The 21,172-nt window shown below is 61.4% G+C and carries 33 protein-coding genes; 32 read left to right on the top strand and 1 reads right to left on the bottom strand.

The features are described 5' to 3' along the window. Positions 1–13: 13 nt before the first annotated feature. The 8 genes from rplC (at position 14) to rplP (ending at position 4,744) form a co-directional block, all read left to right on the top strand. Positions 14–742, top strand: a complete 729-nt coding sequence (rplC, locus tag E7681_RS06350; RefSeq protein ID WP_136338421.1) for a 50S ribosomal protein L3 — start codon at positions 14–16, stop codon at positions 740–742. Then, positions 739–1,356 carry a 50S ribosomal protein L4 gene (rplD, locus tag E7681_RS06345; RefSeq protein ID WP_136338420.1) on the top strand — a complete coding sequence of 206 codons (618 nt, stop codon included), beginning with the start codon at positions 739–741 and terminating at the stop codon, positions 1,354–1,356. Before rplC ends, rplD begins: the two co-directional genes overlap by 4 nt. Further along, on the top strand, positions 1,353–1,649 hold the full coding sequence (locus tag E7681_RS06340) for a 50S ribosomal protein L23 (protein ID WP_136338419.1): 297 nt from the start codon (positions 1,353–1,355) through the stop codon (positions 1,647–1,649). Before rplD ends, E7681_RS06340 begins: the two co-directional genes overlap by 4 nt. Before the next feature lie 452 nt (positions 1,650–2,101). After that, on the top strand, positions 2,102–2,944 hold the full coding sequence (gene rplB, locus E7681_RS06335; protein ID WP_136338418.1) for a 50S ribosomal protein L2: 843 nt from the start codon (positions 2,102–2,104) through the stop codon (positions 2,942–2,944). Positions 2,945–2,947: 3 nt separating this feature from the next. After that, positions 2,948–3,226 (top strand): 30S ribosomal protein S19, encoded by a 279-nt coding sequence (gene rpsS / locus E7681_RS06330; RefSeq protein WP_136338417.1) that lies wholly within the window; start codon positions 2,948–2,950, stop codon positions 3,224–3,226. 3 nt (positions 3,227–3,229) lie between these two features. After that, on the top strand, positions 3,230–3,610 hold the full coding sequence (gene rplV / locus E7681_RS06325) for a 50S ribosomal protein L22 (protein WP_136338416.1): 381 nt from the start codon (positions 3,230–3,232) through the stop codon (positions 3,608–3,610). After that, a complete protein-coding gene (gene rpsC, locus E7681_RS06320; RefSeq protein ID WP_136338415.1) occupies positions 3,610–4,317 on the top strand; it encodes a 30S ribosomal protein S3 in 708 nt (235 codons plus the stop codon). The genes rplV and rpsC overlap by 1 nt, the downstream gene beginning before the upstream one ends. Before the next feature lie 13 nt (positions 4,318–4,330). Further along, the gene (gene rplP / locus E7681_RS06315) at positions 4,331–4,744 is read left to right on the top strand and encodes a 50S ribosomal protein L16 (RefSeq protein WP_136338414.1); all 414 of its coding nucleotides are present in this window, start codon (positions 4,331–4,333) and stop codon (positions 4,742–4,744) included. Between the two features lie 88 nt (positions 4,745–4,832). Here rplP and E7681_RS06310 read toward each other — a convergent pair whose 3' ends face one another. Continuing rightward, on the bottom strand, positions 4,833–5,453 hold the full coding sequence (locus E7681_RS06310; protein WP_136338413.1) for a 2OG-Fe(II) oxygenase family protein: 621 nt from the start codon (positions 5,451–5,453) through the stop codon (positions 4,833–4,835). A 248-nt stretch (positions 5,454–5,701) separates the two neighbouring features. On the opposite strand from E7681_RS06310, the gene rpmC reads away from it, so the two are divergent. The 24 genes from rpmC to E7681_RS06190 all read left to right on the top strand — a co-directional run bounded on the left by rpmC (position 5,702) and on the right by E7681_RS06190 (position 21,104). Continuing rightward, positions 5,702–5,902, top strand: coding sequence for a 50S ribosomal protein L29 (gene rpmC / locus E7681_RS06305; protein ID WP_136338412.1), 201 nt, complete (start codon positions 5,702–5,704; stop codon positions 5,900–5,902). A gap of 12 nt (positions 5,903–5,914) precedes the next feature. Further along, positions 5,915–6,142 carry a 30S ribosomal protein S17 gene (gene rpsQ, locus E7681_RS06300; protein WP_136338411.1) on the top strand — a complete coding sequence of 76 codons (228 nt, stop codon included), beginning with the start codon at positions 5,915–5,917 and terminating at the stop codon, positions 6,140–6,142. A gap of 86 nt (positions 6,143–6,228) precedes the next feature. Next, positions 6,229–6,597 (top strand): 50S ribosomal protein L14, encoded by a 369-nt coding sequence (rplN, locus tag E7681_RS06295; protein WP_007427594.1) that lies wholly within the window; start codon positions 6,229–6,231, stop codon positions 6,595–6,597. Next, positions 6,597–6,902, top strand: a complete 306-nt coding sequence (gene rplX / locus E7681_RS06290; RefSeq protein ID WP_136338410.1) for a 50S ribosomal protein L24 — start codon at positions 6,597–6,599, stop codon at positions 6,900–6,902. The genes rplN and rplX overlap by 1 nt, the downstream gene beginning before the upstream one ends. Next, positions 6,902–7,465, top strand: a complete 564-nt coding sequence (rplE, locus tag E7681_RS06285; protein WP_136338409.1) for a 50S ribosomal protein L5 — start codon at positions 6,902–6,904, stop codon at positions 7,463–7,465. The genes rplX and rplE overlap by 1 nt, the downstream gene beginning before the upstream one ends. A 17-nt stretch (positions 7,466–7,482) precedes the next feature. Beyond that, complete coding sequence (gene rpsN, locus E7681_RS06280) at positions 7,483–7,788, top strand: 30S ribosomal protein S14 (RefSeq protein ID WP_136338408.1); 306 nt, start codon at positions 7,483–7,485, stop codon at positions 7,786–7,788. A 13-nt stretch (positions 7,789–7,801) separates the two neighbouring features. Beyond that, the gene (gene rpsH / locus E7681_RS06275; protein WP_136338407.1) at positions 7,802–8,194 is read left to right on the top strand and encodes a 30S ribosomal protein S8; all 393 of its coding nucleotides are present in this window, start codon (positions 7,802–7,804) and stop codon (positions 8,192–8,194) included. A 12-nt stretch (positions 8,195–8,206) separates the two neighbouring features. Continuing rightward, positions 8,207–8,740, top strand: coding sequence for a 50S ribosomal protein L6 (gene rplF / locus E7681_RS06270; protein WP_136338406.1), 534 nt, complete (start codon positions 8,207–8,209; stop codon positions 8,738–8,740). An 11-nt stretch (positions 8,741–8,751) separates the two neighbouring features. Continuing rightward, positions 8,752–9,111, top strand: coding sequence for a 50S ribosomal protein L18 (gene rplR / locus E7681_RS06265; RefSeq protein WP_136338405.1), 360 nt, complete (start codon positions 8,752–8,754; stop codon positions 9,109–9,111). Positions 9,112–9,228: 117 nt separating this feature from the next. Further along, positions 9,229–9,789: a 30S ribosomal protein S5 gene (gene rpsE, locus E7681_RS06260; protein ID WP_136338404.1), complete on the top strand. Its 561-nt coding sequence runs from the start codon at positions 9,229–9,231 to the stop codon at positions 9,787–9,789. Positions 9,790–9,801: 12 nt separating this feature from the next. Beyond that, complete coding sequence (gene rpmD / locus E7681_RS06255; protein ID WP_136338403.1) at positions 9,802–9,990, top strand: 50S ribosomal protein L30; 189 nt, start codon at positions 9,802–9,804, stop codon at positions 9,988–9,990. A 233-nt stretch (positions 9,991–10,223) separates the two neighbouring features. After that, entirely contained in the window at positions 10,224–10,691 is a 468-nt protein-coding gene (gene rplO, locus E7681_RS06250; protein WP_136338402.1) for a 50S ribosomal protein L15, read from the top strand. A gap of 108 nt (positions 10,692–10,799) precedes the next feature. Continuing rightward, positions 10,800–12,161 carry a preprotein translocase subunit SecY gene (gene secY, locus E7681_RS06245; protein ID WP_136338401.1) on the top strand — a complete coding sequence of 454 codons (1,362 nt, stop codon included), beginning with the start codon at positions 10,800–10,802 and terminating at the stop codon, positions 12,159–12,161. Further along, a complete protein-coding gene (locus E7681_RS06240; protein WP_136338400.1) occupies positions 12,158–12,733 on the top strand; it encodes an adenylate kinase in 576 nt (191 codons plus the stop codon). Before secY ends, E7681_RS06240 begins: the two co-directional genes overlap by 4 nt. Before the next feature lie 209 nt (positions 12,734–12,942). Then, positions 12,943–13,311, top strand: a complete 369-nt coding sequence (gene rpsM, locus E7681_RS06235; RefSeq protein WP_136338399.1) for a 30S ribosomal protein S13 — start codon at positions 12,943–12,945, stop codon at positions 13,309–13,311. Between the two features lie 15 nt (positions 13,312–13,326). Next, positions 13,327–13,722 carry a 30S ribosomal protein S11 gene (gene rpsK, locus E7681_RS06230; RefSeq protein ID WP_136338398.1) on the top strand — a complete coding sequence of 132 codons (396 nt, stop codon included), beginning with the start codon at positions 13,327–13,329 and terminating at the stop codon, positions 13,720–13,722. Between the two features lie 111 nt (positions 13,723–13,833). After that, positions 13,834–14,850 (top strand): DNA-directed RNA polymerase subunit alpha, encoded by a 1,017-nt coding sequence (locus tag E7681_RS06225; protein WP_136338397.1) that lies wholly within the window; start codon positions 13,834–13,836, stop codon positions 14,848–14,850. A 133-nt stretch (positions 14,851–14,983) separates the two neighbouring features. Next, complete coding sequence (rplQ, locus tag E7681_RS06220; RefSeq protein WP_136338396.1) at positions 14,984–15,409, top strand: 50S ribosomal protein L17; 426 nt, start codon at positions 14,984–14,986, stop codon at positions 15,407–15,409. A 120-nt stretch (positions 15,410–15,529) separates the two neighbouring features. Beyond that, a complete protein-coding gene (locus E7681_RS06215) occupies positions 15,530–16,909 on the top strand; it encodes a trypsin-like peptidase domain-containing protein (RefSeq protein ID WP_136338395.1) in 1,380 nt (459 codons plus the stop codon). 3 nt (positions 16,910–16,912) lie between these two features. Then, on the top strand, positions 16,913–18,220 hold the full coding sequence (locus tag E7681_RS06210; protein WP_136338394.1) for a replication-associated recombination protein A: 1,308 nt from the start codon (positions 16,913–16,915) through the stop codon (positions 18,218–18,220). A 79-nt stretch (positions 18,221–18,299) separates the two neighbouring features. Next, positions 18,300–18,677, top strand: coding sequence for a fluoride efflux transporter CrcB (gene crcB / locus E7681_RS06205; protein ID WP_136338393.1), 378 nt, complete (start codon positions 18,300–18,302; stop codon positions 18,675–18,677). Continuing rightward, complete coding sequence (locus E7681_RS06200) at positions 18,674–19,717, top strand: RluA family pseudouridine synthase (RefSeq protein ID WP_136338392.1); 1,044 nt, start codon at positions 18,674–18,676, stop codon at positions 19,715–19,717. Before crcB ends, E7681_RS06200 begins: the two co-directional genes overlap by 4 nt. Further along, positions 19,714–20,394 (top strand): HAD-IA family hydrolase, encoded by a 681-nt coding sequence (locus E7681_RS06195; RefSeq protein ID WP_136338391.1) that lies wholly within the window; start codon positions 19,714–19,716, stop codon positions 20,392–20,394. Before E7681_RS06200 ends, E7681_RS06195 begins: the two co-directional genes overlap by 4 nt. Next, positions 20,391–21,104, top strand: coding sequence for an ATP12 family chaperone protein (locus E7681_RS06190; protein ID WP_136338390.1), 714 nt, complete (start codon positions 20,391–20,393; stop codon positions 21,102–21,104). The genes E7681_RS06195 and E7681_RS06190 overlap by 4 nt, the downstream gene beginning before the upstream one ends. The last annotated feature ends 68 nt before the right edge of the window (positions 21,105–21,172 follow it).

Raw genomic sequence — 21,172 nt, 5'->3', positions numbered from 1 at the left:
GAGGGTATATAGAATGCGCTCTGGTGTTATCGCCAAGAAGGTGGGCATGACCCGCCTGTTCATGGAAGACGGCAAGCAGATCCCTGTGACCGTTCTTCAGCTGGATAGCCTGCAGGTTGTCGCACAGCGCACCAACGACAAGGACGGCTACACCGCCGTTCAGCTGGGTGCTGGCACTGCCAAGGCAAAACGCACTTCGAAGGCCATGCGTGGCCATTTCGCTGCCGCGAAAGTCGAGCCCAAGCGCAAGCTGGCCGAATTCCGCGTCACCGAAAACAACCTGATCGAAGTCGGCGCCGAAATCTCGGCCGAGCATTACATTGCCGGTCAGAAGGTGGACATCGCCGGTATCTCGATCGGTAAAGGTTTCGCAGGTGCCATGAAACGCCACAACTTCGGTGGTCTGCGCGCATCGCACGGTGTGTCGGTCAGCCACCGTTCGCACGGTTCGACTGGTCAGTGCCAGGATCCGGGCAAGGTGTTCAAGGGCAAGAAGATGGCAGGCCACATGGGTGCCGTCCGCGTGACCACCCAGAACCTGGAAGTCGTGAAGACCGACGCCGACCGTGGCCTGATCATGGTCAAAGGCGCCGTTCCCGGCTCCAAGGGTGGCTGGGTCACCATCAAGGACGCCGCGAAGAAGAAACTGCCCGAGAACGTTCCGTTCCCGGCAGCTCTGAAATCGGCAGCGGTTGCCGAGGCTCCGGCCGCAGAAGCGCCCGCCGAAGGGGGTGAAGCATGAAACTTGATGTGATCAATCTGGACGGCAGCATCGCCGGTTCGGTGGAACTGTCGGACGAACTGTTCGGTCTGGAACCCCGCGCCGACATCCTGCACCGTGTGGTCCGCTGGCAGCGCAACAAAGCGCAGGCTGGCACTCACTCGACGCTGGGTCGCTCGGAAGTCAGCTACTCGACCAAGAAGATCTACCGCCAAAAAGGCACCGGTGGCGCACGTCACGGTTCCCGCAAGGCGCCGATCTTCCGCAAGGGTGGCATCTACAAGGGCCCGACCCCGCGCAGCCACGCCCACGACCTGCCCAAGAAGTTCCGCGCTCTGGGCCTGAAGCACGCTCTGTCGGCGAAAGCCAAAGAGGGTTCGCTGGTCGTGATCGCGGCAGCCGAAGCAGAAGGCAAGACCGCCGTTCTGGCCAAGCAGGTGAAAAACCTGGGCTGGAAGCGCGCTCTGATCATCGACGGCGCCGCCGTCAATGAGGGCTTCCTGCAAGCTGCCGCCAACATCGAAGGTCTGGATATCCTGCCGTCGATGGGTGCAAACGTGTATGACATCCTGAAGCGTGACACCCTGGTGCTGACGCAAGCAGGTGTCGAAGCTCTGGAGGCTCGTCTGAAATGACCACCAAAGCAGAACTGTACGACGTGATCCGCAAGCCGATCATCACCGAAAAGTCGACCATGGCGTCCGAAAACGGCGCGGTTGTCTTCGAAGTGGCGATCGACTCCAACAAGCCGCAGATCAAGGAAGCTGTCGAAGCCCTGTTCGGTGTGAAGGTCAAGGCCGTCAACACCGTCGTCACCAAGGGTAAAGTCAAGCGTTTCCGCGGCCAGCTGGGTAAGCGCAAAGACGTCAAGAAGGCGTACGTGACCCTGGAAGAGGGCAACACGATCGACGTGTCGACCGGTCTCTAAGATCGTCGCCTTTGACTAATAAAGAGCCCCTCGCGCAAGCGGGGGGCTTTTTGTATCGGCGGGTCTTTAGCGCCTTTCTGCGCGAAACAGCGGCCGCAGGCCGCCGCGCATCGACGACGCGCCCGGACGCGGCGGCGATTTGTTGGGGTAGGTGCAAGTCTCGAAGGTCTTGCGGATTTGCCGGCATAAAGCGCCCTTGCCGAATGGTGGATCGCCACCGCGCGCGTCGTAGATGCGCGTCTCGCGTCGACGTTAGGCAAGAATCTTCTTGTGGCTATGGACACCCCACCCATCCCCTGCTAAAGACGCCCAATCTTCGGCCCCGGATTCGCTCCGGGGCTGATGATTTTTGGACTCAGGGACCTTCGGGGCCCTATCAAGACGGCCACCTTCGGGGGGCTATAACCTAAGGGTGGGCGCAAGCCTGCCTCACAAAACGGAAGACAGAAAGCATGGCACTCAAGTCGTATAAACCGACTACGCCGGGCCAGCGTGGGCTGGTTCTGATCGACCGTTCGGAGCTGTGGAAAGGGCGTCCGGTCAAGGCACTCACTGAGGGTCTGACCAAGAACGGCGGCCGGAACAACACCGGGCGGATCACGATGCGCCGCAAGGGCGGCGGGGCAAAGCGCCTCTACCGCATCGTGGATTTCAAGCGTAACAAATTCGATGTCGCAGCAACCGTGGAACGGATCGAGTACGATCCCAACCGGACCGCGTTCATCGCCCTGATCAAATACGAAGACGGCGAGCAGGCGTATATCCTGGCTCCGCAGCGTCTGGCGGTTGGTGACCAGGTGATCGCAGCGGCCAAGGCCGACATCAAGCCCGGCAACGCAATGCCGTTCTCGGGTATGCCGATCGGTACCATCGTCCACAACATCGAGATGAAGCCCGGCAAAGGCGGCCAAATCGCCCGCGCTGCAGGCACCTACGCCCAGTTCGTGGGTCGCGATGGTGGCTACGCCCAGATCCGCCTGTCCTCGGGCGAACTGCGCATGGTGCGTCAGGAATGCATGGCCACCGTCGGTGCCGTGTCGAACCCCGACAACAGCAACCAGAACTACGGTAAAGCCGGTCGTATGCGCCACAAGGGCATCCGTCCGTCGGTCCGTGGTGTGGTTATGAACCCGATCGACCACCCCCACGGTGGTGGTGAAGGCCGGACTTCGGGTGGTCGTCACCCGGTGACCCCCTGGGGTAAGCCGACCAAGGGTGCAAAGACCCGCAACAAGAACAAGGCGTCGCAAAAGCTTATCCTGCGTTCGCGTCACGCCAAGAAGAAGGGCCGCTAAGACATGGCACGTTCTGTTTGGAAAGGCCCCTTCGTGGATGCTTACGTGCTTAAGAAAGCCGAAGCAGCTCGTGAGTCGGGTCGCAACGAAGTTATCAAAATCTGGTCGCGTCGCTCCACCATTCTGCCCCAGTTCGTGGGTCTGACTTTTGGTGTGTACAACGGTCAGAAGCACGTTCCGGTGAACGTGAGCGAAGACATGATCGGCCAGAAGTTCGGTGAATACTCGCCGACCCGTACCTATTACGGCCATGCGGCTGACAAAAAAGCGAAGCGGAAATAAGTCATGGGCAAGGAAAAGAACCCCCGCCGCGTGGCAGATAACGAAGCAATGGCCAAAGTCCGTATGCTTCGCACCAGCCCGCAGAAACTGAACCTGGTTGCAGCGATGATCCGCGGCAAGAAGGTCGATAAGGCTCTGGCCGATCTGACCTTCTCGAAAAAGCGGATCGCAGTGGATGTGAAGAAATGCCTTCAGTCCGCAATCGCGAACGCCGAAAACAACCACAACCTGGATGTGGACGAGCTGATCGTGGCCGAAGCTTACGTTGGTAAGAACCTGGTCATGAAGCGCGGTCGTCCCCGTGCACGTGGCCGTTTCGGCAAGATCATGAAGCCGTTCTCGGAACTCACCATCAAGGTGCGTCAAGTTGAGGAGCAAGCATAATGGGTCAGAAAGTCAATCCGATCGGTATGCGTCTGCAGGTCAACCGCACCTGGGACAGCCGCTGGTACGCTGATACCAAGGACTACGGCAACCTTCTGCTGGAAGACCTGAAGATCCGCGAGTTCATCAAGGAAGAGTGCAAGCAGGCCGGCGTGGCCCGTGTGATCATCGAGCGTCCGCACAAGAAGTGCCGCGTCACGATCCACACCGCACGTCCCGGCGTCATCATCGGCAAGAAAGGCGCAGACATCGAAGTCCTGCGCAAGAAGCTGGCGAAGATGACCGACTCCGAGCTGCACCTGAACATCGTCGAAGTCCGCAAGCCCGAGCTGGATGCTCAGCTGGTGGCCGAGTCGATCGCTCAGCAGCTGGAGCGCCGCGTGTCCTTCCGTCGCGCCATGAAGCGTGGCGTGCAGAACGCGATGCGTATGGGTGCCCTGGGCATCCGTGTGAACGTGTCGGGCCGTCTGGGCGGTGCTGAAATCGCACGTACCGAATGGTACCGCGAAGGCCGCGTGCCGCTGCACACCCTGCGTGCCGACATCGACTACGCAACCGCAGAAGCCTCGACGCCCTATGGCATCATCGGCATCAAAACCTGGATCTTCAAAGGCGAGATCATGGAACACGACCCGCAGGCTCGTGACCGTCGCGCCCAGGAAGTCCAGGATGGTCCCGCGCCTCGCGGCGCCGGCGGCCGTCGTTAAGGAGACCTGAACAATGCTTCAGCCTAAACGCACGAAATTCCGCAAGATGCACAAAGGCCGTATCCACGGCGAAGCAAAAGGCGGTAGCGACCTGAACTTTGGCCATTTCGGCCTGAAAGCAACCGAACCCGAGCGCGTGACTGCGCGTCAGATCGAGGCAGCACGCCGCGCGATGACCCGTCACATGAAGCGTCAGGGTCGCGTCTGGATCCGTATCTTCCCGGATACCCCGGTCACCTCGAAGCCGACCGAAGTCCGTATGGGTAAAGGTAAGGGTTCGGTGGACTACTGGGCATGCAAGGTCAAACCCGGCCGTATCATGTTCGAGATCGACGGTGTGTCGGAAGAAATCGCACGCGAGGCCCTGCGCCTGGCCGCGATGAAACTGCCGATCAAGACCCGCGTCGTGGTCCGCGAAGACTGGTAAGTCCTGTCGCATACGAAAAAAGAACCCGCCGATCGCTCGGCGGGTTTTTTCGTTTCTGTGGTTTGGTTTTGTGAGGGAGGGGCGTGGCTCACTCCCACTTGTAGTTAAAGCTGACGCTCAGGCGGTCGTATTCGGACATGTTCAGCGGCACCTCGTGGCGCAGCCAGCTTTCCCACAACAGGACATCGCCCACTTCGGGTTTCATGTAGATGAAGGTTTGCAGCTCGCGCCGGGCGTCTTTCAGGCGGGCAGGGGCGGCCATCATGCGGGCCGAACGGGGGTCTTCGAGCTTCAGCGCCGAGGCGCCGTCGGGCATGGCGACGTAGGTCGTGCCGGAAATCACCGAATGCGGGTGCAGGTGCGAGGAATGGGTGCCGCCCTCGGGCAGGATGTTGATCCACAGATCCTCGAGCACCAGTTTGCGGCCGTCCAGGTTGAACTCCAGATCCTTGGCAAACTCGGCGACGTGCTTGTCCAGCGCCTTGATGACATCGGCAAAGATCGGGAAGCGCCAGCCCAGATCGGTCAGCGAGGCGTAAGAGGTGTAGCCGGGATAGCCGTTCGCCTCGCACCATTCCTGACCGGCCTCGTCATCCTCGGCGATCGAGTAGCAGGAGGCCTCCAGCTCGTCCGTGTCGATGGCGGGGCCATGTTCGGACAGCTTGGCGCGGTAGAGCCGGGTGACGAAAAGGGATTCGATCTGGGCCATCGGGGCCTCCTGTGTCTGTGTTTGCATTGGGTCTGACGCATTTCGCGGCCTGCCTCAAGGGGCCGGATGTACGCAGGCCCCGCGTCGCAGAAAGTTCAAACTTTCCCTTGCCCCCCCCGGGCCACTCCCTTATAGAGCGGCATCTCGCGGATTCCGGGCAACCGGGATTCGCGCGTCTTATTTTTGAATCCACCAGAATACAGGTAACCCTACGGGGCCTGCTGGTGTCAGAAGAAGGAAATGGCGAAATGTCCGCCAACGATCTGCGCGAGAAATCGCTGGATCAGCTTCGCGAGGAGCTGTCCAACCTCAAGAAAGAAGCGTTCAACCTGCGCTTCCAGCAAGCAACCGGTCAACTGGAAAACACTGCACGCGTCAAAACCGTGCGTCGCGACGTCGCTCGCGTGATGACCGTGCTGAACGAAAAAGCCGCAGCGGCTGCAGAGTAAGGAGCCTGACAGATGCCCAAACGTATTCTCCAAGGCACCGTGACCTCGAACGCAAACGAACAGACCGTCACCGTTCTGGTCGAGCGCCGCTTCACGCACCCCGTTCTGAAGAAAACCGTCCGTAAGTCCAAGAAGTACCGGGCTCACGACGAGAACAACCAATTCAACGTCGGCGACACCGTCCGTATCCAGGAATGTGCGCCGAAGTCGAAGACCAAGCGTTGGGAAGTGATCGCCTAAGCCAAGCTTAGCCGATCCCGACGCTATTTAGCGAAACCCTGGGGAAGCGGACGCTGCATGTCCCCCCATAGGTCGGGAGAAACCAAATGATCCAGATGCAGACCAATCTGGATGTTGCTGACAACTCCGGCGCTCGCCGAGTTCAGTGCATCAAGGTTCTGGGTGGCTCGAAGCGTAAATACGCTTCGGTTGGCGACATCATCGTGGTGTCCGTCAAAGAAGCCATCCCGCGCGGTCGCGTGAAGAAGGGTGACGTCCGTAAGGCCGTCGTCGTTCGCACCGCCAAAGAAGTTCGTCGTGAAGATGGTACCGCCATCCGCTTCGACCGTAACGCCGCCGTCATCCTGAACAACGCAGGTGAGCCGGTCGGCACCCGTATCTTCGGGCCGGTTGTTCGCGAGCTGCGCGCCAAGAACTTCATGAAAATCATCTCGCTGGCTCCGGAGGTGCTGTAATGGCTGCTAAGCTCCGTAAAGGCGACAAGGTCATCGTTCTGGCCGGCAAGGACAAGGGCAAGCAAGGCACCATCGCCTCGGTTGACCCGAAAGCTGGCAAGGCTGTCGTGGACGGCATCAACATGGCCATCCGTCACACCCGCCAGTCGCAAACCGCCCAGGGCGGCCGCCTGCCCAAGGCTCTGCCGATCGACCTGTCGAACCTGGCCATCGTTGACGCAAACGGCAAAGCGACCCGCGTCGGCTTCCGCATGGAAGGCGACAAGAAGGTCCGTTTCGCCAAGACCACTGGGGATGCGATCTGATGTTGGATACTGCAAACTACACCCCGCGGCTGAAAGCGCTGTACAAAACGTCGATCCGCGCGGCTCTGAAAGAAGAGTTCGCGTACAAGAACGAAATGATGATCCCCAAGCTGGACAAAGTCGTTCTGAACATCGGCTGCGGCGCAGAAGCCGTCCGTGACAGCAAGAAAGCCAAGTCCGCCGTCGAGGATCTGACCGCAATTGCCGGCCAGAAAGCCCTGATGACCGTGGCGCGTAACTCGATCGCAGGTTTCCGCGTTCGTGAAGGTATGCCGATGGGCGCGAAAGTGACCCTGCGCGGCGACCGCATGTACGAATTCCTGGATCGTCTGATCACCGTTGCAATGCCCCGTATCCGCGACTTCCGCGGCGTTCCGGGCAAATCGTTCGACGGCCGTGGCAACTACGCCATGGGGATCAAAGAACACATCGTCTTCCCGGAAATCAACTTCGACAAAGTCGACGAAGTCTGGGGCATGGACATTGTGATCGCCACCACCGCGAAAACCGACGCGGAAGCGAAGGCGCTGTTGAAGCATTTCAACATGCCGTTCAACAGCTAAGCGCGGGAGAGAGAATTATGGCTAAGAAATCCATGATCGAACGCGAGAAGAAGCGCGAAAAGCTGGTGGCTCAGTACGCCGCAAAGCGTGCTGCTCTCAAAGAGGTCATCTACGATCAAGACAAGCCCATGGAAGAGCGTTTCCGCGCTTCTCTGAAGCTTGCGAACCTGCCGCGCAACAGCTCGGCAACCCGTCTGCACAACCGTTGTCAGCTGACCGGTCGTCCCCACGCTTACTACCGTAAGCTCAAGGTCAGCCGTATCATGCTGCGGGAACTGGGCTCGTTTGGCCAGATCCCCGGTCTGGTGAAATCCAGCTGGTAAGGGAGAGAGTGATATGAACGATCCTATCGGCGATATGCTCACCCGTATCCGCAACGCCCAGCTGCGCGGCAAATCGACCGTTTCGACCCCCGCGTCGAAACTGCGCGCATGGGTCCTGGATGTGCTGGCTGACGAAGGCTACATCCGCGGCTACGAAAAAGGCACCGACACCAACGGTCACCCGACCCTGGAAATCGGCCTGAAATACTACGAAGGCACCCCTGTCATTCGCGAACTGAAGCGGGTCTCGAAGCCCGGTCGTCGCGTGTACATGGGCGTCAATGACATCCCCGTCGTCCGTCAGGGCCTGGGCGTGTCGATTGTCAGCACTCCGAAAGGTGTGATGTCGGACGCAAGCGCTCGCTCCAACAATGTTGGCGGCGAAGTTCTCTGCACCGTCTTCTAAGGAGGGTCTGCAATGTCTCGTATTGGTAAGAAACCGGTTCAGCTGCCCAGCGGTGTTACCGCTTCGCTGTCCGGCCAGACCATCGAAGTGAAGGGTCCGAAAGCGACCCAGACCTTCACCGCAACCGATGATGTTTCCATCACCGTTGACGGCAATGTTGTCACCGTGACGCCGCGCGGCAAGTCCAAGCGCGCCCGTCAGCAGTGGGGCATGTCGCGTACGATGGTGGCGAACATGGTCAAAGGTGTGACCGAAGGCTTCAAAAAAGAGCTGGAGATCACCGGTGTGGGTTACCGCGCACAGATCCAGGGCAACACCCTGAAGCTGAGCCTGGGCTACTCGCATGACGTCAACTTCGAAGTGCCGGCCGGCGTGACCGTGACCTGCCCGAAGCAGACCGAGATCGTCATCGAAGGCAATGACCCCCAGCTTGTGGGCCAGGTCGCGGCAAACATCCGCGAATGGCGCGCGCCCGAGCCCTACAAGGGTAAAGGCATCAAGTACAAGGGCGAGTACATCTTCCGTAAGGAAGGTAAGAAGAAGTAAGGACGAGCAAAATGGCAAACAGCAAACGGACCCTGTTCCTGAAGCGCCGTCTGCGCGTTCGGAACAAGCAGCGGAAAGTGAACGTCGGCAAGCTTCGCCTGTCGGTTCACCGCTCGAACAAGAACATCAGCGTTCAGCTGATCGACGACGTCAAGGGCATCACCCTGGCGGCAGCCTCGTCCTTGGAAAAGGATCTGGGCGTGGTCGGCAAGAACAACGTGGAAGCAGCAGCCAAAGTGGGCGCGGCGATTGCCGAGCGCGCCAAGGCAGCCGGTGTCGAAGAGTGCTACTTCGACCGTGGCGGCTTCCTGTTCCACGGCAAGGTGAAGGCTCTGGCCGACGCTGCGCGTGAAGGTGGCCTGAAGTTCTAAGACCTGCGGGGGGCGCTTGTCGCCCCTCCGATGATCCGGGTCCCGCGCGCCTGTCGTGCGGGACACCAGGATTGAGTTTGACGGCGCAGCCGCGCCACCATCAAAAGGACTGTCCATATGGCAGAACGTGAAAACCGCCGGGACCGCCGCAACGACCGCGAGGAAGCTGCCCCGGAATTCGCAGACCGTCTGGTCGCGATTAACCGTGTGTCGAAAACCGTTAAAGGTGGTAAGCGCTTTGGCTTCGCTGCTCTGGTTGTCGTCGGCGATCAAAAAGGCCGCGTTGGTTTCGGCAAAGGCAAAGCGAAAGAGGTCCCCGAGGCCATCCGCAAAGCCACCGAGCAAGCCAAGCGCAGCATGGTCCGCGTCCCTCTGAAGGACGGCCGTACCCTGCACCACGACATGGAAGGCCGTCATGGCGCCGGTAAGGTTGTCATGCGTACCGCTCCGGAAGGTACCGGGATCATCGCCGGTGGTCCGATGCGCGCCGTGTTCGAGATGCTGGGCATCAAGGACGTCGTGTCGAAGTCGCTGGGTTCGCAGAACCCCTACAACATGATCCGCGCCACCATCGACGGGCTGAAAAAAGAAGCCAGCCCCCGTTCGGTCGCCGCGCGTCGTGGCAAGAAAGTTGCTGACATCCTGCGCAAGGATGAAGCAGCTTCCGCAGAAGCGTAAGGAGAGCGTCCCATGGCTAAAACCATCGTTGTCAAGCAGATCGGCTCGCCGATCCGTCGCCCCGATGTGCAGCGTCAGACCCTGATCGGTCTGGGCCTGAACAAGATGCACAAGACCCGTGAACTGGAGGACACCCCCTCGGTCCGCGGTATGGTTGCGAAGATCCCGCACCTGGTCGAAATCATCGAAGAGCGCGAGTAATCGCTTTCTTGCAAAGAAAGCGATCCGGAATTTTCTGAAAATTCCGGGTCCGCCTTTTGAAACGCCTCGCTTAGTGCGGGGCGTTTTGATGTTTGCGGGGCAGGGGTCTTGCTTTGCGGGCAGGCTGCGTCTATACGCCCCCGGTGGCCTTGTGGCCGCATAAGAATCAATCAAGAAACGCCGTGTTTGCCCGCTCCGTCGCTGGAGGGCAGTTCCGGCAAAGGAGAAGCGACATGAAATTGCATGAACTGCGCGACAACGCTGGCGCCGCACCGAAGAAAAAGCGCGTTGCACGCGGCCCCGGCTCGGGCAAGGGTAAAACCGCTGGCCGTGGTATCAAGGGTCAGAAATCGCGCTCGGGCGTGGCCATCAATGGCTACGAGGGCGGCCAGATGCCGCTGTACCAGCGTCTGCCCAAACGTGGCTTCAGCAAGCCCAACCAGAAGCAGTTCGCCGTAGTGAACCTGGGCCTGATCGCCAAGTTCATCGAAGCCGGCAAGCTGGACGCCTCGGCTGTCATCACCGAAGACGCACTGGTCGCTTCGGGTCTGGTGCGCCGCAAGCTGGACGGCATCCGCGTTCTGGCCAAGGGCGAGATCACCGCAGCCGTCAATCTGGACGTCACCGGCGCCTCGAAATCGGCCATCGAAGCAGTGGAAAAAGCTGGTGGTTCGCTGAAGGTCGCTGCCGCGGCTGAATAACAGGTTGTGGGCGGCGCCAAGGCCGCTTAGATACAACCCAGTTTTCCCTAGAACGCCGCCAGAGCTGGAAAACGCTCCGGCGGCGTTGCTACTAAGAGAGACCGCTTTATGGTATCTGCAGTCGAACAAATGGCAGCGAACACCAGCTGGGCACAGCTGGCCAAGGCCTCGGACCTTCGCAGCCGAATCTTCTTCACCCTCGGGCTTCTGATCGTTTGCCGTATCGGGACGTTCATCCCGGTGCCGGGCATCGACGGCGCGGCGCTTCGCGACTTCATGGAAGGCGCAGCAGCCGGTCTGGGCGGCATCCTGTCGATGTTCACCGGCGGCGCACTGGGCCGCATGGGGATCTTCGCGCTCGGGATCATGCCGTATATCTCGGCCTCGATCATCGTGCAGCTGCTGACCTCGATGGTTCCCGCGCTGGAACAGCTGAAGAAAGAGGGCGACGCAGGCCGCAAGAAGATCAACCAGTACACCCGCTATGCCACCGTGGCGCTGGCGACCCTGCAGGCCTATGGCCTGGCCGCGTCGCTGGAGGCAGGCGAGCTGGTGACCGATCCGGGCATGTTCTTCCGTCTGTCCTGCGTTGTGACGCTGGTTGGCGGGACCATGTTCATGATGTGGCTGGGCGACCAGATCACCAGCCGCGGCATCGGCAACGGTATCTCTCTGATCATTTTCGTCGGCATCATCGCCGAGGTTCCCGCAGCACTGGCCCAGTTCCTGAGCCAAGGCCGTTCGGGCGCCGTCAGCCCTGCCGTGATCGTGGGCGTCTTCGTGATGGTCGCCGTCGTGATCGCCTTTGTGGTGTTCATGGAACGCGCCCTGCGCAAGGTGCACATCCAGTATCCGCGCCGTCAGGTGGGGATGAAGGTCTATGATGGCGGGTCGTCTCACCTGCCGATCAAGGTCAACCCGGCGGGCGTGATCCCGGCGATCTTCGCCAGCTCGCTGCTGCTGCTGCCGACCACGATCAGCACGTTCTCGGGCTCGCAGACCGGGCCGGTCATGTCGACCATCCTGGCCTATTTCGGACCCGGCCAGCCGCTGTACCTGGCGTTCTTCATCGGCATGATCGTGTTCTTCGCCTACTTCTACACCTTCAACGTTTCGTTCAAGCCGGACGAAGTTGCGGACAACCTGAAGAACCAGAACGGTTTCGTGCCCGGCATTCGCCCCGGCAAGAAAACCGCCGAGTATTTCGAGTACGTCGCCAGCCGCGTTCTGGTGCTGGGTTCTGCTTACCTTGCGGCAGTTTGTCTCTTGCCCGAGATTCTGCGTAGCCAACTGGCGATCCCCTTCTATTTTGGCGGGACCTCGGTTCTGATCGTCGTTTCCGTGACCATGGATACGATCCAGCAGGTGCAAAGCCACCTTCTGGCCCATCAGTACGAAGGGCTGATCGAGAAGTCGCAGCTTCGCGGCAAAGGCAAGAAACGCGTACGCAAGGGACCCGCACGTCGATGAACATCATTCTGCTTGGACCGCCGGGGGCGGGCAAAGGAACTCAGGCCGGCCATCTGGTTGAAACTCGTGACATGATCCAGCTCTCGACGGGCGACATGCTGCGCGAAGCCAAGGCCAGCGGCTCGGAAATGGGTCAGGTTGTTGCAAAGGTCATGGATAGCGGCGGTCTGGTGACCGACGAGATCGTGATCGGCCTGATCCGTGAAAAGCTGCAGGGCGAAAAGAAGGGTGGATTCATCTTCGACGGTTTCCCGCGCACCCTGGCCCAGGCAGACGCCCTGGCCGCGCTGCTGCAAGAACAGGGCGAGACGCTGGACGCCGTGATCGAGCTGCAGGTGGATGACGAGGTTCTGGTTGGCCGCATCGTTGGCCGCGCCGAAGAGGCCCGCGCTGCCGGCAAGCCCGTCCGGGCAGACGATAACGAGGAAAGCCTGCGTTTCCGTCTGATGGAATACTACAAGAAGACGGCGCCGCTGATTGGCTATTACCACGCCAAGGGCAACCTGTCGTCGGTCGATGGCCTGGGCGCCATCGACGAGGTTCAGACCGCCATCGCGGCAATTCTGGACTAATCTGGTCAAGGTTGGGGAAGGGGGCTTGACGCCCCCTCTTTTTCTAAATACCCAGCCCTATCTCGCATGAGAACGTGATTCTCGGCGCGCTATTGCGTCGGTAATCTTATCACCTGGATCAGCTGCGGCCCGGCGGAAAAAATCGTCGGGCTTACGTTGTGAAAAAAGGTTCTGGAGCTACGGAACCGCAACGAAAAGGAAAGTGACACGTGGCACGTATCGCCGGCGTAAACATCCCGACTTCCAAACGGGTACCGATCGCCCTCACCTATATCACCGGCATTGGCCCCGCATCGGCCAAAGCTATCTGCGAAGCTGTGAACATCGAAGCGACCCGTCGTGTAAACGAACTGTCGGACGCCGAAGTTCTGGCCATCCGCGAGCACATCGACGCAAACTACACCGTCGAAGGTGACCTGCGTCGCGAAGTGCAGATGAACATCAAGCGTCTGATGGATCTGGGCTGCTACCGCGGTCTGCGCCATCGTCGCAACCTCCCGGTGCGCGGTCAGCGGACCCACACCAACGCCCGCACCCGTAAGGGCCCGGCCAAGCCGATCGCCGGCAAGAAGAAGTAAGGGAGGGTATTACCAATGGCACGCGATACTCGCCGCGCTGGCGGCAAGAAAAAGGTTTCCAAGAACATCGCCGCTGGCGTTGCTCATGTGAACTCGTCGTTCAACAACACCAAGATCCTGATCTCGGACGTGCAGGGCAACGCCATTTCGTGGTCGTCGGCTGGCACCATGGGCTTCAAGGGCTCGCGTAAGTCGACCCCCTACGCCGCCCAGATGGCCGCCGAAGACGCTGGCCGCAAGGCTCAGGAACATGGCGTGAAAACCCTGGAAGTCGAAGTTCAGGGCCCCGGCTCGGGCCGTGAATCGGCACTGCGCGCACTGGCCGCAATCGGTTTCAACATCACCTCGATCCGTGATGTGACCCCGATCGCACACAACGGCTGCCGCCCGCCGAAACGCCGCCGGGTGTAATCGGAAAATCAACGTTTGGGGCTGTGCCTGCGCACGGCCCCATTCCGTCATTTTGAAACCTCGGGCGTCTTGGCCTTCGGACATGGGGACAAGACAGGAATGGAGGGACGCATGATCCACAAGAATTGGGCAGAACTGATCAAGCCGACCCAGCTGGACGTGAAGTCGGGTAACGACCCGCAGCGCCAGGCAACCGTCGTTGCCGAACCGCTGGAGCGTGGCTTTGGTCTGACTCTGGGCAACGCACTGCGCCGCGTGCTGATGAGCTCGCTGCAAGGCGCGGCCATCACCAGCGTGCAGATCGACAACGTGCTGCACGAGTTTTCGTCGGTCGCCGGTGTGCGTGAAGACGTCACCGACATCATCCTGAACCTGAAACAGGTTGCCCTGCGCATGGACGTCGAAGGGCCCAAGCGCCTGTCGATCTCGGCCAAGGGCCCGGGTGCCGTCACCGCGGGTGACATCAGCGACAGCGCTGGCATCGAGATCCTGAACAAGGATCACGTGATCTGCCATCTGGACGATGGCGCCGACCTGTACATGGAACTGACCGTCAACACCGGCAAAGGCTACGTCCCCGCGGACCGCAACAAGCCGGAAGACGCACCCATCGGCCTGATCCCGATCGACGCGATCTACTCGCCGGTCAAGAAGGTGTCGTATGACGTGCAGCCGACCCGCGAAGGCCAGGTTCTGGACTACGACAAGCTGACGCTGAAAATCGAAACCGATGGCTCGATCAGCCCGGATGACGCCGTGGCCTACGCCGCGCGCATCCTGCAGGACCAGCTGTCGATCTTCGTGAACTTCGACGAACCCGAAGCCGCCGGCCGCCAGGACGAGGATGACGGTCTGGAGTTCAACCCGCTGCTGCTGAAGAAAGTGGACGAGCTGGAGCTGTCCGTCCGTTCGGCAAACTGCTTGAAGAACGACAACATCGTCTATATCGGCGACCTGATCCAGAAAACCGAAGCCGAGATGCTGCGCACCCCGAACTTCGGCCGCAAGTCGCTGAACGAGATCAAAGAAGTGCTCTCGGGCATGGGTCTGCACCTGGGCATGGACGTCGAGGACTGGCCGCCAGACAACATCGAAGAACTGGCGAAGAAGTTCGAAGACGCCTTCTAAGATTACGGGGTGGGTGCCTAGCCCACCCTGCCAATGCCCGGGCCTGCCGGGGAACAACAGGGCCAATGCCCCAAGGAGAGCCGGTGACACGCATCGCTGGCCGGACAAAGCAAAACGCTAAAGGAGATACAAAATGCGTCACGCACGTGGCTACCGCCGCCTGAACCGTACTCATGAACACCGCAAGGCGCTGTTCGCAAACATGGCCGGCTCGCTGATCGAGCACGAGCAGATCAAGACCACCCTGCCCAAGGCCAAGGAACTGCGTCCGATCATCGAAAAGCTGATCACCCTGGGCAAGCGCGGCGATCTGCACGCACGCCGTCAGGCCGCTGCTCAGCTGAAGCAGGACGCCTACGTCGCCAAGCTGTTCGAAGTGCTGGGCCCGCGCTACGCCGAGCGTCAGGGCGGTTACGTCCGCATCCTGAAAGCTGGCTTCCGTTACGGCGACATGGCTCCGATGGCGATCATCGAGTTCGTGGACCGCGACGTTTCGGCCAAAGGCGCAGCCGACAAGGCACGCGTCGCAGCTGAAGAAGCAGTTGCCGAAGAAGAATAAGATTTCCGGCCCTCGCGCCGAAATCCGCCCCCGCCTGAGCCTCAGGCGGGGGTTTTTCTTTGTCGGCTTGCATTCGTGCGCCTGCCTTCGCATATCTGGACCAAGCAGACGGAGGATGGCATGTTTCGCATTCTGATGATCGCGCTGCTGGCGATCTCTGGCCCCGCATTGGCCGACACCCGCGTTCCGGCAAGTCAGATGGAGATCCAGCTTGGCTTTGCGCCGCTGGTCAAACAGGCCGCGCCCGCCGTGGTGAACATCTATGCCAAGCGGATCGTGGCCGAACGCTCCAGCCCGTTCCAGAACGATCCGTTTTTTCGGCAGTTCTTTGGCGATGTCGGGCCGACGCGTCAGCGTGTACAGAATTCGTTGGGGTCGGGTGTGATCCTGTCGGCGGACGGCATCGTGGTGACGAATTTCCACGTGGTGGGCGAGGCGACCGAGATCCGGGTCGTGCTGAACGACCGGCGGGAGTTCGACGCCAAGGTCATGCTGGCCGATCAAGAGGCCGACCTTGCGATCCTGCATCTGGAGGGCGCGCAGGACATGCCGCATCTGGCCCTGCGCGACAGTGATCTGGTCGAGGTCGGCGAGCTGGTTCTGGCCATCGGCAACCCGTTCGGCGTGGGCCAGACCGTCAGCAGCGGCATCGTATCGGGGCTTGCGCGATCGGGGGCGGCCGTGGGTAATGCGCGCGGCTATTTCCTGCAAACGGATGCAGCGATCAACCCGGGCAACTCGGGCGGTGCGCTGATCGACATCAACGGCCATCTGATCGGGGTGAACACGCGAATTTTGACGCGCTCGGGCGGCTCGAACGGGATCGGATTTGCCATCCCCTCGAACCTGGTGGCCGAGTTTCTGGCACAGGCGGCGGCAGGCAATCACAGCTTTCAGCGCCCCTGGGCGGGGATGAGCGGCCAGCCCGTGGATGCCGATATGGCCGCCGGTTTGGGGCTGGACCGTCCGGGTGGGATCGTGATCTCGGACCTGCACGCCGACAGCCCCTTTGCCAAGGCTGGGCTGCGCACCGGCGACGTGGTGCTGGAAGTGCAGGGCGAGGCGGTGAACACGCCCGCCGAGATGGTGTTTCGCATGACCGTGGCGGGCATGGGGGCTGATGCGCGCGTGGTTTACGCCCGCGATGGCAAGAACCATGAGGTCTCGGTGCCGATGATCGTCGCCCCGGAAACGCCTTCGCGGGACACGCGCACCCTGACGAAGGCGGCGGTTTTGCCCGATGTGACGCTGTCGAACGTTAATCCCGGCGTTCTGGCGCAGTTCGGCTTACCGTTGTCGGCGACTGGGGTGGTGGTCGAAAACCCGGGCCCCTATGGCGCGCGTGCCGGCCTGCAGCCCGGTGACATCCTGTTGCGCGTCAATGGCGACGAGGTTCCGGATACGCAAGCGGCCGAGCGCGCCCTGACTGCACGGATGAAAACCCTGTCGCTGGACGTGCAACGTGGCTTGCAGCGGGTCAGCATGCGGTTCAGGCTGTAACGCATGGCTGACCTGTTTAACTCTGATGCGCCCGTCGCGTCCCATCCTGCGCACCGCCCCTTGGCGGATCGGTTGCGTCCGCGCAGCTTGGCCGAGGTGATCGGACAAGAACAGGTGTTGGGGGCAGAGGCGCCGTTGGGGGTGATGCTGGCCTCGGGCTCGTTGTCGTCGCTGATCCTGTGGGGGCCTCCGGGGGTGGGGAAAACCACAATCGCGCGGTTGCTGGCGGCTGAAACAGAGCTGCATTTCGTCCAGATCAGCGCGATTTTCACTGGCGTGCCGGACCTTAAAAAGGTGTTCGAGGGCGCGAAGCTGCGGGCGCGGAACGGGCAGGGGACGCTGCTATTCGTCGACGAAATTCATCGGTTCAACAAGGCGCAGCAAGACAGTTTCCTGCCGCATATGGAGGACGGAACGATCCTGCTGGTCGGGGCCACGACCGAGAATCCGTCCTTTGAGCTGAACGCCGCTGTCCTGAGCCGTGCCCAGGTTCTGGTGCTGGAACGGCTGTCGCTTAAAGATCTGGAACGGCTGGCGCAGCGGGCGGAGAAGGAGCTGGATCGCAATCTCCCCCTGACGGGGGAAGCGCGCGAGGCGCTGCTGGAGATGGCGGATGGCGACGGGCGCGCGCTGTTGAACCTGATCGAGCAGGTCGCCGCCTGGAAGGTCGACGGCAAGCTGGACACCGAGGGGCTGTCGACCCGTCTGATGCGCCGCGCGGCCAAGTACGACAAGGGCGGCGAAGAGCATTACAACCTGATCTCGGCGCTGCACAAATCGGTGCGCGGATCGGACCCGGACGCGGCGCTGTACTGGCTGGCACGGATGCTGACAGGGGGCGAGGACCCACGCTATCTGGCGCGCCGGATCGTACGAATGGCGGTCGAGGATATCGGTCTGGCCGACCCGCAGGCGCAATCCATTTGCCTGCACGCCTGGGAGGTATACGAGCGCCTCGGCAGTCCCGAGGGGGAATTGGCGCTGGCGCAGGCGGTGGTTTACTTGGCTTTGGCACCGAAATCGAACGCGGCCTATGCGGGCTACAAGGCGGCGATGGCGTTGGCGCGCAAGACAGGCTCGGCCATGCCGCCCAAACATATCCTGAACGCGCCGACAAAAATGATGAAAGATCAAGGCTATGGCACGGGCTATGCCTATGATCATGACGCCGAGGACGGGTTCTCGGGGCAGAACTATTTCCCTGACGGGGTGGCGCGGCCGGACCTCTATCAACCGGTTGAACGCGGGTTCGAGCGCGAGCTGAAAAAACGTGTCGAGTATTTCAGCAAGCTGCGTGACCGGCGCGGTTGACGCGGCAGGAACGCATCATTTTCGTTGTAAATAAGCTGGTTTGCTTGACTTTCCGCCCGTGCACGATCAGGAGGGGGCCATGTTGACAACGCTACTGCAAGTCGCCCTCGGGGGCGCGATCGGTGCCTCGGGGCGCTATTTGACGGGCTTCGCCGCGCTGCGGTTGATGGGGCCTGGGTTCCCGTGGGGGACGCTGACGGTGAATGTCGTCGGCAGTTTTGTCATGGGCGTGATCGTCGTGGTGCTGGGCCATCTCAGCGCCAACCGCTTTGCGCCGCTTCTGATGACCGGCGTGCTGGGCGGGTTCACCACGTTCTCGGCCTTCTCGCTGGATGCAGTAACGATCTGGGAGCGCGGAGAAACCACGACCGCCGCCGTTTATGTCCTTGTTTCTGTGGTGTTTTCCATCAGCGCACTGATGCTGGGACTGATGGTTGCCCGGGGGATCGTGCAATGAGCCGTGTACAGACTGTGATTGTCGGACCGGGCGAAGGGGACCAGCGGCTGGACCGTTGGCTGAAACGAAAGTTTACCCACCTGACGCAAGGGAATGTCGAAAAAATGTGCCGCAAGGGCGAGCTGCGCGTCGACGGCGCGCGGTGCAAAGCCAGCACGCGGCTGGAGGTCGGGGTCGAGGTGCGCATCCCCCCTCTGCCCGAGCCGGATGAGCAAAAGCCCCTGCAAAAACTGCGGGTTAGCAATGCTGACGCCAAGATGATCCAGGACGCCGTTCTGTACAAGGACGACGATATCATCGTGCTGAACAAGCCGGCTGGCTTGCCGACGCAGGGGGGCAGCAAACAGACCAAACACGTGGACGGATTGGCCGAGGCGTTAACCTTTGGCTACGACGAAAAACCCCGTCTGGTGCACCGTCTGGACAAGGACACCAGCGGCATTCTGGTGCTGGCGCGGACCCGTGCGGCCGCTGCGGCGCTGACCGCCGCCTTCCGCCACCGCAACACGCGCAAGATCTACTGGGCGCTGGTCGCCGGCGTGCCGCACCCCTATCTGGGCGAGATCAAGTACGGGCTGGTCAAGGCCCCCGGCCACGGCAAAAGCGGTGAGGGCGAAAAGATGATCGCCGTGCACCCGCGCGACATGGACGCAACGCCGGGCGCGAAACGCGCGCATACGCTTTATGCGACGCTGTACCGGGTCGGCAGCCGGGCCGCCTGGGTGGCGATGGAGCCGCTGACCGGGCGCACCCACCAGCTGCGCGCGCATATGGCAGAAATCGGCCATCCCATTGCCGGGGATGGGAAATATGGCGGCTCGGGCCAGGAAAACCTGGGCGACGGATGGGGCGCGCAACTGGGCGGGGTCATCAGCAAAAAGCTGCACCTGCACGCGCGCAGCCTGACCATCGAACACCCGGTCAGCCGCAAGATCGTGACCTTTACCGCCCCGCTGCCGCCGCACATGGCCCACAGCTGGGAGACCTTCGGCTGGACCGAGGACCTTGCCGCCGAGGACCCGTTCGAGAGCCTGCGATGACCAAGCCACTGCGGCTGATCGTGTTCGATGTCGACGGCACGCTGGTGGACAGCCAGCAGGATATCGTCGCCTCGATGCGTGGCGCCTATGAGGCGGCCGGTCTGGAAGCCCCGGACCGGGCGGCGATTCTGGCGATTGTCGGGCTGTCGCTGAACGTGGCGATCCCGCGGTTAACCCCCGGTTTACCTGCCGAATCGTATGATTTCCTCGAGAAATCGTACAAGGAGATTTACCATCAACGGCGCTCCTCTCAGGGGACGTTGGTCAGCAGCCCGATGTATCCGGGCGTGCGGGAAATGCTGGGGCAGGTCGCCTCGGTCCCCGAGCATCTGCTGGGCGTGGCGACGGGCAAGTCGCGGCGTGGGCTGGACGCGCTGATCGCGGGCCACGGGCTGGAGGGGCTGTTCCTGACACAACAGGTGGCGGACCATCACCCTTCGAAACCGCATCCGGCGATGCTGCTGGCGGCGCTGGCGGAAACCGGCGTGGACGCGGCGAATGCCGTGATGATCGGCGATACCGAGTTCGACATCCAGATGGCGCGGGCCGCCGGAATGCGCGCGATCGGGGTCAGCTGGGGCTATCACACCCCCGACAGGCTGGACGGCGCGGACGTGGTGGTGCATGAGGTGGCGCAACTGGCGGACACGATCACACGACTATGGGGGCAGGCATGAGCGGCTGGACGGCGAAACGGTTCTGGAAACAGGCAACGGCCGAGGCATGCGAGGGCGGGTTCACCGTGTTGCTGGACGGACGTCGGGTGAAAACGCCGGCGAAGACTCCGCTGGTGGTGCCGACGCTGGCGATGGCGCAAGCGATCGCCGAGGAGTGGGACGCACAAGAGGGCGAGATCAAGCCGCAGATCATGCCGGTCACCCGCAGCGCCAACGCCGCGCTGGACAAGGTGGCGACGCAACACGCCGAAGTGGCCGGGCTGATCGCGGATTACGGCGGGACGGACCTGCTGTGCTATCGGGCGACCTCGCCCGAGGAGCTGATCGCGCGGCAGGCGGCGACCTGGGATCCGGTTCTGGACTGGGCTGCCGAAAATCTGGGCGCGCGCCTGAACGTGGGCGCGGGCGTCATGCATGTCGAGCAGGACGAGGTGATTCTGGCGGGGCTGCATCAGCGCGTGCGGGATATGGATTCGTTTGCACTTGCGGCGTTCCATGACCTGGTCGGGCTGAGCGGGTCGCTGATCCTGGGATTCGCCGCGATTTACGACACATATCCGGCCGAAACCTTGTGGGACATGTCCAGAGTCGACGAGACCTGGCAAGAGGAACAATGGGGCGTCGACGAGGAAGCCGCCGAGCTGGCCGCGACGAAAAAACAGGCCTTCCTGCACGCGAAACGATTCTTTGATCTGAGCCGCCTCGCGTAATTTGATCATTTTTTTGCATTGCCCTGACGTAAACCGGCCGAAGCGAGCGCCGTTTTGCACATCAGTCC

Origin of the sequence: Thalassobius vesicularis, from assembly GCF_004799325.1 — a bacterium.
Lineage (GTDB): Bacteria > Pseudomonadota > Alphaproteobacteria > Rhodobacterales > Rhodobacteraceae > Thalassobius > Thalassobius vesicularis.
This window is presented reverse-complemented; position numbering and strand designations above follow the sequence as displayed.